The sequence below is a fragment of the Brevundimonas sp. Leaf363 genome, from assembly GCF_001424025.1.
GTDB lineage: Bacteria > Pseudomonadota > Alphaproteobacteria > Caulobacterales > Caulobacteraceae > Brevundimonas.
In genome coordinates this window covers 522,378-537,614 of sequence record NZ_LMPZ01000001.1, presented here as the reverse complement: position 1 = coordinate 537,614, position 15,237 = coordinate 522,378, and the positions used below count along the sequence as shown (strand labels likewise).

14 protein-coding genes and 1 tRNA gene are annotated in these 15,237 nt (G+C 69.2%); 13 read left to right on the top strand and 2 right to left on the bottom strand.

Features of this window, described 5'->3' with window-relative positions; translation table 11 throughout:
- Positions 1-150 precede the first annotated feature (150 nt).
- The 6 genes from ASG17_RS02590 to ASG17_RS02565 all read left to right on the top strand — a co-directional run bounded on the left by ASG17_RS02590 (position 151) and on the right by ASG17_RS02565 (position 4,967).
- Positions 151-858, top strand: coding sequence for a response regulator transcription factor (locus ASG17_RS02590; protein ID WP_056098654.1), 708 nt, complete (start codon positions 151-153; stop codon positions 856-858).
- Entirely contained in the window at positions 827-2,446 is a 1,620-nt protein-coding gene (locus tag ASG17_RS02585) for a stimulus-sensing domain-containing protein (RefSeq protein WP_056098652.1), read from the top strand. The genes ASG17_RS02590 and ASG17_RS02585 overlap by 32 nt, the downstream gene beginning before the upstream one ends.
- Positions 2,443-2,901, top strand: coding sequence for an HPr kinase/phosphorylase (locus ASG17_RS02580; protein ID WP_235560340.1), 459 nt, complete (start codon positions 2,443-2,445; stop codon positions 2,899-2,901). The genes ASG17_RS02585 and ASG17_RS02580 overlap by 4 nt, the downstream gene beginning before the upstream one ends.
- Before the next feature lie 114 nt (positions 2,902-3,015).
- Positions 3,016-3,420, top strand: a complete 405-nt coding sequence (locus ASG17_RS02575; RefSeq protein ID WP_056098650.1) for a PTS sugar transporter subunit IIA — start codon at positions 3,016-3,018, stop codon at positions 3,418-3,420.
- Positions 3,417-3,695 (top strand): HPr family phosphocarrier protein, encoded by a 279-nt coding sequence (locus tag ASG17_RS02570; protein WP_056098648.1) that lies wholly within the window; start codon positions 3,417-3,419, stop codon positions 3,693-3,695. Before ASG17_RS02575 ends, ASG17_RS02570 begins: the two co-directional genes overlap by 4 nt.
- Before the next feature lie 42 nt (positions 3,696-3,737).
- The gene (locus tag ASG17_RS02565; protein WP_162238762.1) at positions 3,738-4,967 is read left to right on the top strand and encodes an amidohydrolase family protein; all 1,230 of its coding nucleotides are present in this window, start codon (positions 3,738-3,740) and stop codon (positions 4,965-4,967) included.
- Between the two features lie 40 nt (positions 4,968-5,007).
- Here ASG17_RS02565 and ASG17_RS02560 read toward each other — a convergent pair.
- A tRNA-Ala gene (locus ASG17_RS02560) sits at positions 5,008-5,083 on the bottom strand.
- Positions 5,084-5,230: 147 nt separating this feature from the next.
- Here ASG17_RS02560 and ASG17_RS02555 point away from each other — a divergent pair.
- The 5 genes from ASG17_RS02555 to hisS all read left to right on the top strand — a co-directional run bounded on the left by ASG17_RS02555 (position 5,231) and on the right by hisS (position 9,919).
- Positions 5,231-5,545 (top strand): YggT family protein, encoded by a 315-nt coding sequence (locus ASG17_RS02555; RefSeq protein WP_056098645.1) that lies wholly within the window; start codon positions 5,231-5,233, stop codon positions 5,543-5,545.
- A gap of 103 nt (positions 5,546-5,648) precedes the next feature.
- Positions 5,649-6,527 (top strand): 3-hydroxybutyryl-CoA dehydrogenase, encoded by an 879-nt coding sequence (locus tag ASG17_RS02550; protein ID WP_056098644.1) that lies wholly within the window; start codon positions 5,649-5,651, stop codon positions 6,525-6,527.
- Positions 6,524-7,090, top strand: a complete 567-nt coding sequence (locus ASG17_RS02545; RefSeq protein ID WP_056098642.1) for a hypothetical protein — start codon at positions 6,524-6,526, stop codon at positions 7,088-7,090. Before ASG17_RS02550 ends, ASG17_RS02545 begins: the two co-directional genes overlap by 4 nt.
- Before the next feature lie 57 nt (positions 7,091-7,147).
- Positions 7,148-8,416 carry a DUF418 domain-containing protein gene (locus tag ASG17_RS02540; protein WP_056098639.1) on the top strand — a complete coding sequence of 423 codons (1,269 nt, stop codon included), beginning with the start codon at positions 7,148-7,150 and terminating at the stop codon, positions 8,414-8,416.
- A gap of 9 nt (positions 8,417-8,425) precedes the next feature.
- Positions 8,426-9,919 carry a histidine--tRNA ligase gene (gene hisS / locus ASG17_RS02535; protein ID WP_056098638.1) on the top strand — a complete coding sequence of 498 codons (1,494 nt, stop codon included), beginning with the start codon at positions 8,426-8,428 and terminating at the stop codon, positions 9,917-9,919.
- 304 nt (positions 9,920-10,223) lie between these two features.
- On the opposite strand, the gene ASG17_RS02530 is transcribed toward hisS, so the two are convergent.
- Positions 10,224-12,365: a M13 family metallopeptidase gene (locus tag ASG17_RS02530; protein WP_056099016.1), complete on the bottom strand. Its 2,142-nt coding sequence runs from the start codon at positions 12,363-12,365 to the stop codon at positions 10,224-10,226.
- A gap of 159 nt (positions 12,366-12,524) precedes the next feature.
- On the opposite strand from ASG17_RS02530, the gene ASG17_RS02525 reads away from it, so the two are divergent.
- Positions 12,525-14,363, top strand: a complete 1,839-nt coding sequence (locus ASG17_RS02525) for a cation:proton antiporter (protein ID WP_056098636.1) — start codon at positions 12,525-12,527, stop codon at positions 14,361-14,363.
- Positions 14,364-14,594: 231 nt separating this feature from the next.
- The gene (locus tag ASG17_RS02520; RefSeq protein WP_056098634.1) at positions 14,595-15,233 is read left to right on the top strand and encodes a TetR/AcrR family transcriptional regulator; all 639 of its coding nucleotides are present in this window, start codon (positions 14,595-14,597) and stop codon (positions 15,231-15,233) included.
- The last annotated feature ends 4 nt before the right edge of the window (positions 15,234-15,237 follow it).

Genomic DNA, 15,237 nt, shown 5'->3' with positions numbered 1-15,237 from the left:
GCCAGCATGATGACGAGGGTTTAAGGTCGCGTTTCACCCGGAACGCTGGCGAAGCAGGCCGACGCGCCCTAATCTGGACGGCATCCAGCCCAAGAACGGTTACGCTTGCCGTGCGTTAAGGGCGGGCCACGACGGCCGCAGGAGACAGACTTGGCGAACATCACCCTTGTCGACGACGACGAGAACATCGTGGCCTCCGTGTCGCTGGCCCTCGAAAGTCACGGCCACAAGATCACGGCCTACCACGACGGCGCCACCGGACTGGCCGCGCTGGAAGCGACGCCGCCCGACCTGGCGATCCTGGACGTGAAGATGCCGCGCATGGACGGCATGGAAGTGCTGCGTCGCCTGCGTCAGACCAGCCAGATCCCGATCATCATGCTGACCAGCAAGGACGAGGAGATCGACGAGATCCTCGGCTTCAACCTCGGCGCCGACGACTACATCCACAAGCCATTCAGCCAGCGCCTGCTGATCGAGCGGGTGAAGGCGCTGCTGCGCCGCACCGGCGCGGACGGGATCGAGCCCGAGGCCGCCGCCGCCGAGGGCGCCGGCAAGGCCATCCGTCGCGGCAAGCTGACCATGGATCCGGCCCGCCACGAGAGCACCTGGGACGGCCGGGCGGTCAAGCTGACGGTCACCGAGTTCCTGCTGCTGCAGGCCCTGGCCCAGCGCCCCGGCTTCGTGAAGAGCCGCGACAACCTGATGGACGCCGCCTACGACGATCAGGTCTACGTCGACGACCGCACCATCGACAGCCACGTGAAGCGCATGCGCAAGAAGTTCCGCATGGTTGACCCCGAGTTCGACGCGATCGAGACCCTGTATGGCGTCGGATACCGCTACCGCGAGAGCTGATCGACCGGCTGACGAGACGGCGCCGCGCCGGTTCGAACGGTTCCGGTTCGGAGGATCGCGCCTCGGCGGCCTGATCCTGGCGCTGAACCTCGTCAGCCTGCTGATCCTGTTCGGCGGCGCCTTGGCGCTGAACGAATGGAGCCGGGGGCTGATCCAGGCGCGGCAGCAGTCGCTGGCCGTGCAGGCGGCGCTGCTGGCCAATCTGCTGGGCGAGTTCGGGGCCACCTCGGGCGATCCCTATCCGGCGCTGAACCCCGAGAACGCATCCATCCTGCTGCGGGACAACTTCATCCCCAGCGACCAGCGCGCGCGCCTGTTCGACATCGACGGCCACATGCTGACCGACAGCTATGCCGTGACTGACGAGATTCCCGGCCGCGGCCTGCCCGCCGCCCATCCCGCCGGCACGCCGGTCGCCCCACAAAGCACGCCCGAGACCCAGCGCCGGATCGACCGGGCCCATGTCGAGCTGGCCGGCGAGATCGAGCGCGCCCTGGACGGCCAGCCCCAGTCCTCGGTCCGCCGCAACGAGAACGGCGACCGCGTCGTCTCCGTCTCCATCCCCGTGCGCCATGTGCAGCAGGTGCTGGGCGTGCTGACGCTGGAGACCGGCGACGTCGACGCCATCCTGGGCGCCCAGCGCCGGGCGCTGCTGCCTTTTGCCTTCGTGGCGCTGGCGGTGTCGCTGCTGTCGTCGCTGCTGCTGCACCTGTTCATCGCCCGCCCGGTCAAGCGCCTGTCGGCCGCCGCCGACGCCGTGCGCCTGCAGCAGGCGCGCGCCATCTCCCTGCCCGAGCTGGAGGGCCGCAAGGACGAGATCGGCGATCTGGCCCGCTCGCTGGAGACCATGACCGAGACCCTGTCGGACCGGATGGACGCCATCGAGGCCTTCGCCGCCGACGTCAGCCACGAGATCAAGAACCCCCTGACGTCGATCCGATCGGCGCTGGAGACCCTGTCGCTGGTCAAGACCGACGCGCAGCGCGACCGTCTGACCGCCCTGTTGCAGCAGGACGTGCGGCGTCTGGACCGGCTGATCACCGACATCTCCAACGCCTCGCGCCTCGACGCCGAACTGTCGCGCGACCGGCCCCGTGCGGTGAACCTGGCCACCCTGCTGACCGAGATCGTGGGCGTCTACCGGGCCGGGGCCAAGCCGGGCGAGGCCGAGGTGCAGCTGTCCCTGCCCCAGGGCGACGCCGCCCCGGTCATGGGCCGCGACGGGCCGCTGGGCCAGGTGGTCCGCAACCTGATCGACAACGCCCGCAGCTTCAGCCCGCCCAAGGGCAAGGTCCGCGTCGCCCTGTTCCGCGAGGACGCCGATCCCCTGCCGATCCGCATTCGCATCGAGGACGACGGGCCCGGCATCCCGCCCGACAACCTCGAGACCGTGTTCGAGCGCTTCTACACCTCGCGGCCCAAGGGCGCGGCGTTCGGGACCAACTCTGGCCTGGGCCTGTCGATCGTGCGCCAGATCGTCGAGGCGCATGGCGGCCGCGTCTGGGCGATAAACCGGACCAGCGCCGACGATCAGATCCAGGGCGCCCGGTTCGAGATCGCCCTGCCCTCGGTCGGGCGGCGGCCGTGAGCCAGATCGGGACCGGCGACGGCGGCGGGCCGCTGAAGCAGACGGTCCACGCCACCACCGTCGCGCGGTATCGCCAGGGCGGGTGGCGCGGCGTCCTGATCCTGGGCCCGTCCGGCGCGGGCAAGAGCGACCTGGCCCTGCGGCTGACGGGCGCCGGGTGGCGGCTGGTCGCGGACGACCAGACCCTGGTCTGGTCGTCCGGCGGGCGACTGTTCGGCGCGGCGCCGGCGTCGCTCAGGGGCCTGATCGAGGCGCGAGGCGTGGGACTGATCGCCGCGCCCGCCCTGACGCCCTCCCCGCTGAGCCTGGCCGTCCAGCTTCAGTCGGCGCCGCCGGAACGCCTGCCCGAGCCTGAAGGCTGGACGCATCTGGGCCTGAAACTGCCGTTGATCCGGCTGGACCCGACGCACGCCTCGGCGGTGGACAAGATCGCCGCCGCCCTCGCCACGATTTGACCCGCACCGTGGGGGGTCTATGAAGGCCGGCTTGCGGGCCAGGTGGGGCCGGGGGCGCGTCTTGCGCCGGCCGGACCGGGGATTCACGGGGCGAGCGGTTTTGGTGATGGCTTTATGATCGGCTTGGTGATCGTCACCCACGGGGGACTGGCGGCCGAGTTTCTGTCGGCGATGGAGCATGTGGTCGGCCCGCAGCGCGGCGTCGCCGCAATCTGCATTGGGCCGGACGACGACATGGAGCGCCGCCGGCGCGACATCGTCGACGCCGCCGCGGCCGTCGACGACGGCGAGGGCGTCATCCTGCTGACCGACATGTTCGGCGGCACCCCCTCCAACCTGGCGATCTCGGTGATGGAGCAGACCCGCGCCGAGGTGATCGCCGGACTGAATCTGCCCATGCTGATCAAGCTGGCCAGCGTGCGCGGGCGCGAGACGCTGGAAAGCTGCGTCGCCCATGCCCAGGACGCGGGCCGCAAATACATCTCCGTCGCGTCGTGGGTTCTGGCGGGCGAGAAATGAGCGACGTCGTGACCGCCACCGCCGGCATCTGCAACCAGCGCGGCCTGCACGCCCGCGCCAGCGCCAAATTCGTCAAGCTGGCCTCGTCCTTCGACAGCGAGATCAAGGTCACCCGCGACGGCGTCACCGTCGACGCCCGCTCCATCATGGGCCTGCTCATGCTGGGCGCCGGCAACGGCTGCGACATCGGGATCGAAGCCGAAGGGCCGGACGCCGAAGACGCGGTGACGGCGCTGAAGGAGCTGGTCGACCGCCGGTTCGACGAGGATCAGTAAGCCGACGCGTCGTCTCTGATCGTCACCGTGCGAGGACACATGATGCGAAGCCTGCCCGCCCTTCTGGTCGCCCTGGCCTGCCTGGCCGCCACCCTGCCGCTGCGCGCCGAGGCGCGGGAGACCCTGGCGATCACCGCCGCTCGTATCTTCACGACGCCCGGTGCGCCCGTGATCGAGGACGGCGTCGTCGTCGTGGAAGGCGATCGCATCGTGGCGGTCGGGCCCAGGGCCTCGATCTCCGTGCCGGCGAACGCCCGGGCGATAGACGCCGCAGGCGCAAGCGTGGTGGCCGGTTTCTGGAACAGCCACATCCACCTGACCCGGCCGGTCCTGCTGACGGCGGCTCAACAGACCGACGCGGCCCTGCAGAATGAACTGCAGGCCGACTTCACCCGATGGGGCTTCACGACGGTGTTCGACCTGGCCTCGACCAGCGACATCGCCGCAGAGGTGCGAAACCGCATCGCTTCCGGCCGCGTCCACGGTCCTCGCCTGCTGAGCGTGGGCGATCCCTTCTATCCGCCGAACGCCACGCCGATCTACGCCAGAGAGTTCTACGAGGCCTTTGGCCTGCCCTCGGCAGAGATCACGACCGTGACCGAGGCGGCGGCCCGCGCGGATCGACAGCTGGCGGCCGGCGGCGACGGCCTCAAACTGTTCACCGGCTCGATCGTCGGCGGCCCGCGCGAGGTCGCCTATATGGAAGCGGAAGCTGTGAGGGCGTTGACCGACGTCGCCCACCGGCATCACCGCCTCGCGTTCGCCCATCCGACCGACCAGGCAGGCCTTGAGGTGGCGGTTCGCAACGGCGTCGATGTGCTGGCGCATGCCGCGCCTCTGATGGGCGAGTGGAGCCCTGACTACGCGCGTTGGGTGGCGTCGACCGGTGCGGCCCTGATCCCGACGCTGGCGCTCTACGAGGAGGCAGCCAACCCCCGCACGCCGGCGGCGACCGCCATCCAGCAGACCCGCGCCTTCGCAGGCGCGGGCGGCGCGGTGCTGTTCGGCACCGACGCCGGCTTCACCGACGCTTTCGATACTTCGGCGGAACTCCGGCTGCTGGAGCAGGCCGTGGGCTGGCGCGGCGTCCTCGCCGCTCTGACCACAGCCCCTGCGGCGCGATTCGGCGAAAGCGAAACGCGCGGCCAAGTCGCCGAGGGCTACATCGCCGACCTCGTCATCGTGGATGGCGACCCGCGCGACGCGATTCAGGCTCTGGCCATCGTCCGAACGGTCATTCGCGACGGCCAGGTGATCTACACCCGCCCCTGACCGCAACCCTGTGATGTCCGCCAGATCCTGCGAGGCAGGATGGTGGAGCCGAGGGGAGTCGAACCCCTGACCTCGTCATTGCGAACGACGCGCTCTACCAACTGAGCTACGGCCCCCCGTCCGGTATGGCCCGGTCAGGCGAGGGCGCGACATAGGCGGGCGGGGGCGTCGGTGTCAACGGGTTCGCGGCGCGCGCGCGTCGCAGTGGCGGCGGCGCTTTCGCCGGGCTAGAAGCGGTGAAATCCCCGGAGACGCCGCCGCCCATGCCCGCCCTGATCAACTTTATCTTCTTCATCGCCGACTCGATCCTGTCGCTGATGCTGTTCGTGATCATCGTGACGGCGATCCTGAGCTGGCTGTTCGCCTTCGACGTGCTGAACCGGCGCAATCGCGGCATCGCCCAGATCGCCGACATGCTGGACCGGATCTGTTATCCGCTGCTGGCCCCGTTCCGCCGGGTCATTCCGCCGCTGGGCGGCATCGACGTCAGTCCGGTGGTCGCCATCATCCTGATCCAGGGGATCAAGGCCTATCTGCTGCCGGCGGCCCACGCGGCGGCGCTCAGCGCCTTCTACTGATCCGTTTGTATTGACCCTGTCGCGTTTGGGGCCTTGCGCGGCGGCTGCTTCGCCATAAGGTGCCCGGCCGACCTTTGAGCCTTCCAGCGTACAACCTTCGCCCATGACCACGATCAGGACAGTCGCCGTGCTCGGCGCCGGACAGATGGGGGCAGGCATCGCCCAGGTGGCGGCGCTGGGCGGCTATGACGTGCTGATCTACGACGTGGCGGCCGAGCGGCTGCCGCATGCGCAGGCCGCCATCGCCGCCAGCCTGGCCCGTCAGGGCGAACGCGGGGTGGTCGACGCCGGCGCCGGTCAGGCGGCGCTGGGCCGCATCAAGGTCACGGACAGCCTGGCCGAGGCGGCCCGCGCCGATCTGGTGATCGAGGCGGCGGTCGAGGAAGAGGCGGTCAAGAAGGCCCTGTTCCAGTCGCTGACGCCGCTGCTGGGCCCCGACACGCTTCTGGCATCCAACACCTCCTCCATCTCGATCACCCGCTTGGCGTCGGTCACGGACCGGCCGGAGCGGTTCATCGGCCTGCACTTCATGAAGCCGGCGCCGGTGATGAAGCTGGTCGAGATCGTGCGCGGCATCGCCACGTCGGCCGCCACCTATGACACGGCCGTCGCCTTCGCCGAGAGCCTGGGCAAGACCACCACCAACGCCGAGGATTTCCCGGCCTTCATCGTCAACCGCATCCTGGTGCCGATGATGAACGAGGCGATCTACGTCCTGTACGAGGGCGTGGGCGACGTGGCCTCGATCGACAAGGCGCTGCGCCTGGGCGCCAACCACCCGATGGGCCCGCTGGAGCTGGCCGACTTCATGGGCCTGGACGTCGCCCTGGCCATCATGAACGTGCTGTACGAGGGGCTGGCGGACTCGAAATATCGGCCCTGCCCGCTGCTGGTGAAGTACGTCGAGGCCGGCTGGCTGGGTCGCAAGTCGGGGCGCGGCTTCTACGACTATTCCGGCCCTGAACCGGTGCCGACCCGATGATCCGCGACCTGAAGCCCGATGACCTGCCCGGCCAGACGGTCGTGGCGTGGCGCAAGGAGAGCTGGACGCTGGCCGCCGCCTGTGTCGCCGGCGCCCTGTGGCCGCCGCTGCTGATCACCCTGCTGATCTGGCCGCCGCAGAACTGGACGCCGGGGATCGAGCTGGACTGGCGCATCATGGTGATGATCGTCGGCCTGATCGCCCTGCCCTTCGGCATCTGGCGGCTGAAGGTCGAGCGGGCGCGGACCGGGCGTCCCGGCACACGGCTGGGCGTCGTCTGGCGGGTGATGCTGTACGGCGGCATCCTGGCGGCGGTGCTGCAGACCATCATGGCGGTGCTGATGGTGGCCGCCGGCGCCTTCGAGGCGGGCGACGTGGCCCAGGCCTTCGGCGCATCCGAGACCACCGTCCTGATCTTCGGCGTCGGCGCCCTGCCCGTCGCCATCCTGGTGGGCGTCAGCTACGCCCTGTGGGCGGGCCTGTGCCTGGCCTTCATCGCCTTCCGGGAGGCGCCGGTGGTGCGGGACCGCCTGGGCCTGATGCGGTCGGGCGACGCCTCCTGACCTTGTGGCCCATCGTCCGATAGGCCACGGTGAGCGCGGGTTCGCCGGGGGGCTTCCATGACACAGACCGTACCGGCCGAGGCCGGATCCGCGACGCCGCTGCGGCCGGTGGCGCCCAAGGCGCGCATCGCCGTGCTGGACCTGATCCGGGGCCTGGCCATCCTGGGCATCCTGGCCGTGAACGCGGACGGGTTCGCCGGCCCGATGTCGGCCTATGGATCGATCGCGCTGTGGCCCTTCTCGAACGAGGGCGGCGCGGCCATCGCGAAATGGGTGGTCGACGCCTTCTTCCACGAGAAGTGCATCACCCTGTTCTCGATGCTGTTCGGGGTCTCGCTGTTCCTGGTGGGCGGCGACCGGACGGACAAGGCGCGCGGTCGCCTGGTGTGGCGGCGCGTCGGCTGGCTGTTCGTCATCGCCATGATCCACGGCTTCCTGATCTGGTGGGGCGATGTGCTCAGCCTTTACGCCGTGACCGCCATGGTCGCGGCCCTGTGGTTGCGGGGCCTGAAGGCCAGGACGCTGATGCGCGTCGGTCTGCCGCTGTTCCTGCTGTTCGCCGCGCTGCAGATGGCGCCGGCCGCGATCAATCTGGCCCCGCCCGAGCAGAAGGCGAAGGCGATCGAGCAGTTCGTTCCGGGACCCGAGCGCCAAGCCGAGATGAAGGCCAAGGTGGCGGCGGACATCGCGGAAGGTCGCGGCTCCTTCCAGGGCGCGCAGGCGCTGAACGCGCGCCAGTACGTCAATCTGATGATGTTCGAGACGATCGCGGTGATCCCGACCCTGGGGCTGATGCTGATCGGCCTCAGCCTCTTCAAGTCCGGCTTCCTGGCCGGGCGCTCGAGCGCCTGGCGCTATGGCGTGATGATCGCCGTCGGGGCCGCGAGCCTGGCGGTCGTGGGCTGGCTGGAGTGGCAGGCGTCTGTCGATGAAAGGCTTATTCTGGGGGCCGACGGGGTCGTCGCCCTGCTCACGCCGCTGATCTCGCTGGCCTACGCCTCGATCCTCATCCTGCTGTGGCGCGGCGGGGCGACGTGGCTGACCCCGCTGGCGCGCGCGGGACAGATGGCGTTCACCAACTACCTGACCCAGTCGATCATCATGACGTCGATCTTCTATGGCGGGCGCGGCGCCTTGCTGGGCCAGGTGGACCGCCCCGCGCTGTGGGGCATCGTCATCGCGATCTGGGTGCTGCAGCTGATCTGGTCCAGCTGGTGGTTGTCGCGCTTCTCGATGGGGCCGCTGGAGTGGGTCTGGCGCTGCCTGAGCTATGGCCGCCTGCTGCCGATCCGGCGCGACGTTGCGGGGGCTCCGGCGATCGCGTAAGCGCGCGCCATGACGACCGAAGACGCTGCTCAACGCCCCGAAGCCCGCAATCCGCGCGGCTTCTCCGACAAGCGCGGCGCCGCCCTGGTGGCCGAGCGCCGCATCGTGCGGGCGGTGTCCGAGGTGTACGAGCGCTGGGGCTTCGAGCCGCTGGAGACGCCGGCCTTCGAATACGTCGACGCCCTGGGCAAGTTCCTGCCCGACACCGACCGCCCGAACGAGGGCGTGCTGGCGTTGCAGGACGACGACGACCAGTGGATGGCCCTGCGCTACGACCACACGGCGCCGCTGGCCCGGTTCGCGGCCCAGACCTGGGAGACCCTGCCCAAGCCCTATCGCCGGTACGCCTTCGGTCCGGTCTGGCGCAACGAGAAGCCCGGCCCCGGCCGCTTCCGCGAGTTTGTCCAGTGCGACGCCGACACCGTCGGCTCGGATCGCCCGGAATCGGACGCCGAGATCGTGGCCATGGCCTGCGAGGGACTGAAGGCGGCGGGTCTGGACGATGGCCAGGCGGTGGTCCGCATTTCCAGCCGCAAGCTGTTCGACGGCCTCTTCGAAGCTGCGGGCGTCACCGACGCCGGCCAGCGGCTGACCGCCCTGCGCGCCGTGGACAAGCACGACCGGCTGGGCTGGGACGGGACGGCCCTGCTGCTGGGCGAAGGTCGGCTGGACGAGTCGGGCGACTACACCAAGGGCGCGCAGCTGGCGCCGAAGGCCGTCGACGCCATCCAGGCCTTTTTGACCTCGGCGTCGGATCCGGCCGCGTCGCGCGGGGCCATCCTGGATGCGGTATCCGACGCCGTCGATCTGGGCGCACCGGGCGCGCGGGCGCTGGAGGAGCTGGCGGCGATCGACGCGGCGCTGGGCGCCCTGGGTCTGTCGGAGGACGAGGCGCGGTTCGACCCGACCATCGTGCGCGGGCTGGAATATTATACGGGCGCGGTGTTCGAGGCCGAGCTGCTGCTGAAGACGGTGGACGACAAGGGTCGGCCCGTGCGCTTCGGCTCGATCGGCGGCGGTGGTCGCTACGACGATCTGGTGGCGCGCTTCACGGGCGAGCGGACGCCGGCGACCGGCTTTTCGTTCGGCGTCTCGCGGTTGGCCTCGGCGCTGGCGGCGGCCGGTCGCGCGCCGGGCGCCGATGTGCGCGGCCCCGTGGTTGTGATCGCCTTCTCGCAGGACGACATGGCCCACTACCTGGCCGCCGCGACCGAGCTGCGGGCGGCAGGCGTCGCGGCAGAGGTCTATCTGGGCCGCGCCGGCATGAAGGCGCAGATGAAGTACGCCGACCGACGCCGTGCGCCGGCGGTCGTCATACTGGGCGGGGACGAGCTGGCGGCCGGGATCGTCACGATCAAGGACCTGGACGCCGGCCGCGCGATGGCGGCGCAAGTCTCTGATAACGCAGCGTGGAAGACCGATCGGCCGGGCCAGGTGACGGCTCCGCGCGGCGACCTGGTCGCGGTCGTTCGCGGGATTATCGAAGGTTCTTCGATAAAATAGCTCACGACGCTGTGAGTTATCGAGGTTTAGTCAAAGAATTTCGGGTTTTCCCCCATGCGTTGATTGACTTGGACCAGTCGTTGGCGGCATCTGGCGTAACTCGAGGCGGTGACGCGAAAGCATCCCCTCTCGAAGGCGTTTCGGGGAGGAAACGTCCGCTCCGTCAGAGAGCGAAAGAAAGCCCGCTGCGATGTATCCCCCGCAGCGGGCTTTTTCGTGCGCGCTACCCAGCCCCGACTGAGCAAAGAAAAGGGCCGGAGCGTGAAGCCCCGGCCCTGAACTCGATCAACCGTCGAACGCAGTCCTACCAGAGGCGGACGCGGTCCTCCGGGGCGACGTAGTATTTCTCGCCCGGCTGGACGTTGAAGGCTTCGTACCAGGCGTCCGCGTTGCGCACCGGGCCGATAACGCGGAACTGCGCGGCCGAGTGCGGGTCGGTGGCGACCTGCTGCTGCAGGGCCGTGTCGCGGTACTTGGAACGCCACACCTGCGCCCAGCCCAGGAAGAAGCGCTGGTCGCCCGTCAGGCCGTCCAGCACCGGCGCGGGCTGACCGTTCAGCGACAGGTGGTAGGCGTCCAAACCCACCGTCACACCGGCCATGTCGCCGATGTTCTCGCCCATGGTCAGGGCCGGATCGATGTGGAAGCCCGCGATCGGCTCATAGGTGGCGTATTGCGCGCCCAGTTGCTCGGTCTTGGCCTGGAAGCGCGTGGCGTCCCCGGCGGTCCACCAGTCGCGCAGCACGCCGTCGCCGTCCGACTTGCGCCCCTGGTCGTCGAAGCCGTGGCCGATTTCGTGACCGATGACCCCGCCGATGCCGCCGTAGTTCACGGCCGGGTCCGCGTTCGGATCGAAGAAGGGCGGCTGCAGGATGGCGGCCGGGAAGACGATCTCGTTCTTGGTCTGGTCGTAGTAGGCGTTCACCGTCTGGGGCGTCATGCCCCACTCGTCCTTGTCGACCGGACGGTTCAGGCGACCCAGCTCGAAGGCCCAGTCGAACTTGGCGACCGCCTCGACATTGCCGACCAGATCGTCGCCGCTCACCGACAGGTCGGAGTAGTCGCGCCACTTGGTCGGATAGCCGATCTTCACGTTGAAGTGGTCCAGCTTGTACTGGGCCTGGGCCTTGGTCTCTTCGCTCATCCAGTCCAAGTGCTGGATGCGGTTGGCCAGGGCGGTGCGCAGGTTGGCGACCAGCTGCTCCATCTGGGCCTTGGACGAGGCCGGGAAATAGTCGGCGACATACAGCCGGCCGAACGCCTCGCCCACCGCGCCTTCGGCGAAGGACACGGCGCGCTTGTCACGCACGCGCTGTTCCGGCGCGCCGCTCAGCTCATGCGAATAGAAGGCCCATTGGGCGTCCGAGAAGCGTTGCGACAGATAGGGCGCCGCCTCTGACGCGGTGCGGAAGGCCTGCCAGGCGCGCAGGGTCTCGATCGGCGTTTCGGCGAAGACGGCCGCGATCTTGGGGAAGGCGGTGTCCTGGCGAACGATCACCGTGTCCACGGCGCCCAGGCCGGCGGCGTTCAGATAGCCCGCCCAGTCAAAGCCCGGCGCCGCGGCGGTCAGCTCGGCCGGGGTGAAGGCGTGGTAGGTCTTGTCGTCGTCGCGGTTCTCGGCCGGGGTCCACTGGACTTGGGCGATCTGGGTTTCCATGGCGACGATCTGTTCGGCCGCCGCGGCCGGGTTGTCCCAACCGATCATCTCCAGCATCTGGGCGGCGTAGGCCTGATAGGCGGCCTTCTTGTCCGCGTAGCGCGCGTCCAGATAATAGTCGCGCGTGGGCAGGCCGATGCCGCTCTGGTTCAGATAGGTGACGTAGCGCGAGGGGTTCTTGGCGTCGTCGCTGATGAAGGCGCCGAAGATGCTGGCGCCGAAACGGGCCTGCGAACCGCCCATCCACGCCGCCATCTGCTCACGCGTCTGGATCTGGCGGATCTGGGCCAGCAGGGGCTGGATCGGCTGGGCGTCCAGCTGATCGACGCGGGCCTGGTCGGCATAGCTGCGGTACAGGTCGGCGATACGCTGTTCATCGGTGCCGGCCCGAAGATCGCTGCGGGCGGTCAGTTCATCGACCATCACCTTCAGCCGGTTGTCGGACAGCTCGCGCAGCAGGTTGAACGAACCATAGCTGGTCCGGTCCGAGGGGATGACCAGGGTGTCGAAGGCCGAGCCGTTGGCGTAGCGGAAGAAGTCGTCGCCCGGCTTCACCGAGGTGTCGCGACCGGCGAGGTCGAAACCCCAGGTCCCGTAGCGGGGCGACTCTGTCCCCGTGTAGTGGCCGCCGGCGTCCTGCTCGAGGAAGGCGTCCATGATGCTGACCTGGGTGCAGGCCGCGTTGAGGCAGGCGTGATCGTGGTTGTCCGCAATGGCCTGGGTCTGGGCAGACGCGGCGGCGGGCAGGAGCAGGGCCGCGAGCGCGCCCCCAATCAGAAGCGACTTCATGAAATACAATCCACTGGCCCGCGAAACACCACGGGCGGATGGTCGACGGTTTAGGCCCGTCGGGCGTCGAGGTCTGTTAAATATTGTTCATGTCGAATGGCTTCGCCCTCGTGCAAGTCAGCTTGGCCGTGCTTATGTGACCGGCACACGGGGATGCGAATGCACGAGAGCGGCGCCAGGGCCTACAGCGACCTACTGGTCTTTCTGGCCGCCGCCGGCGTGGTGGTTCCGCTTTTCAGCCGCCTGAAGATCAGCCCCGTACTCGGCTTCCTCGGCGCCGGCATCCTGTTGGGGCCCGACGGCATCGGCCGTTTCGTCGGCGAGCATCCCTGGCTGTTCTGGCTGACCATCAGCGACCAGGCCGAGCTGCACAGCCTGTCCGAACTGGGCGTCGCCTTCCTGCTGTTCATGATCGGGCTGGAGTTGTCGTGGGAGCGGCTGAAGGCCATGCGGCGGCTCGTCTTCGGCCTGGGCATGCTGCAGATGCTGGCCTGTACGCTGGTGCTGGGCGTCGCCTTCCGGGTGATGGGCCAGACCTTCGTCTCGTCGGCGGTTCTGGGGATGGGGCTGGCCTTGTCGTCGACCGCCGTGGTCATGCCGGTGCTGGCCGAGCGCGGACGACTGAAGGGCTCGGTCGGACGCGCCACCTTCGCGGTGTTGCTGGCCCAGGATTTGGCCGTGGCGCCCATCCTGATCACCGTCGGCTTCCTGGCGGCCCTGGCCCTGCCCGGCAAGGCGCTGGACTTCGCCACCATGGGGCCGACGCTGCTGACGCTGGTGCCCGCCGCCATCGGCCTGGGGCTGCTGGTCGTGCTGGGCCGGGTGGTGCTGCGGCCCATGTTCCGCTCGGTCGCCCGGGTCCAGAGCAAGGGCGGCGGCTCAGAGCTGTTCCTGGCCGCCTGCCTGCTGGTGGTCGTCGGTTCGGGCATGGCGACCCAGGCGGCCGGCCTGTCCATGAGCATCGGCGCCCTGATCGCCGGCGTCCTGCTGGCCGAAACGGAGTACCGGCGCGAGGTCGAGGTCTCCATCGAGCCGTTCAAGGGCCTGCTGCTGGGCGTGTTCTTCATCAACGTCGGCCTGGGGCTGGATCTGGACGCGGTGGCGCGCAATCCGTGGATCGTCCTGGGTCTGTTGGCCGGGCTGACGGCGCTGAAGGCCGCGGTCATCTTCGGCCTGGCCCGCCTGTTCGGCCTCAGCGCCCGCGCGGGACTTGAGACGGCGCTGGTGCTGGCCCCGGCGGGCGAGTTCGCCTTCGTCATCCTGGCCACCGGAATGGTCGAGGGCGTCGCCTCGCCCGGCTTCACCCAGACCGTCATCCTGGCCGCGACGCTGAGCATGTTCACCGTGCCGCTGCTGGCCATGCTGGGTCAGCGGCTGTCGGGCAAGAAGCCGGCGACCGCGGCCGAGGTCGCGCCCATGTTGCCGCCGCCCGCCGACGGGGCCGTCATGATCGTCGGTTTCGGGCGCGTCGGTCGGCTGATCGGCGAGCTGCTGGCCGAGCATGAACAGACCTTCATCGCCATCGATTCCGATCCGCAGGTCGTGCAGGCGGCGCGCAAGGCGGGCTTCGACTGCTACTACGGCGATGCGGGCCGCAGCGAGATGCTGAAGGCCTGCGGGGTGCAGTCCACCCGCGCCCTGATCGTCACCATGGACGCCCCCACCAAGGTCGACGAGGTGGTCGTCGCCGCCCGCGCCATCCGCCAGGACATGATCCTGATCGCCCGCGCCCGCGACGACCGTCACGCCGCGCGCCTTTACGCCCTGGGCGTCACCGACGCGGTTCCCGAGACGACGGAGGCGACCCTGCAGCTGGCCGAGAACACCCTGGTCGACCTGGGCGTGCCGATGGGCCTGGTGCTGGCCTCGATCCACGAGCGGCGCGACCAGTTCCGGCAGATCTTCCAGGCCGCGACGCCGCTCGAACGGCGCTCCAGCCCGACCCGCGCCCTGCGAGCTGCGACCGCTCGCCACAGGCCCGCCGAAGAAACCGCTTGAACTTCAAAGGGCCGCACGACGGTCCGACGGCGGACGGATCGAACGCGTCGGCGCGTTAATCTCCGCGACCCATTTTGGTCATCTTGCGGTAGCAGAAACCGCCGTTCCGGGGGCCGCCGAAAGCGACCGACCGCCTTTGCTTTGCGGGGCGGCCCTGACGTTTCTCAGCCCTTTCAACATCTTTCAAGGCGGGCCTGAACACCGCCGCAGTAGTAGAGTGCCGTCAGTCGCATGTCTGAGTCCCACACGCTCGCCGCCGAGCCCGTCCGCATGAACCGCCGCCAGGCCGCCAAGGTCCGGACGCGCGAAAAGGTCCTGGAAGCCGCCAGCCAGCTGTTCGCCGAGCGCGGCTACGACGCCGCCACCATCCGTGACATCGCCAAGGCCGCCGGCATGTCGACGGGCGCCGTCTTCGCCAACTTCCAGGACAAGGCCGAGCTGTTCGAAGCCGTCTTCACCGACCGTCTGTCCCGCTCGCTGGAACAGTTCCAGGCCGGCGCGGCGTCCAAGGGTTCGGTGCGCGATCGCCTCGTTGCGTCGCTGTCGGGCGGCTATCATGCCATGATCGACCAGCTGCCGCTGATCCAGGCGGTCATCGCCCGCTCGTGGTTCCAGCCGACCGAGGCGGACCAGCGCACGCGCGGCGCCGTGGGCGCCCAGATCGATGTGCTGGCCAATGTGCTGCGCGACGGCGTCGGCTCGGGTGAACTGGGCCAGGACACCGACGTGCCGCTGATCAGCCGCCTGGTGTGGGAGCTGTATCTGTCGAACGTCCGCTACGCCGCCTACGACGGCTGGGACGTCAAGGCGCTGACCGAGCACGCGGGCAAGCAGATCGACGTCCTGCTGGCCGGTTCGCTGGCGCGCTAAGCCG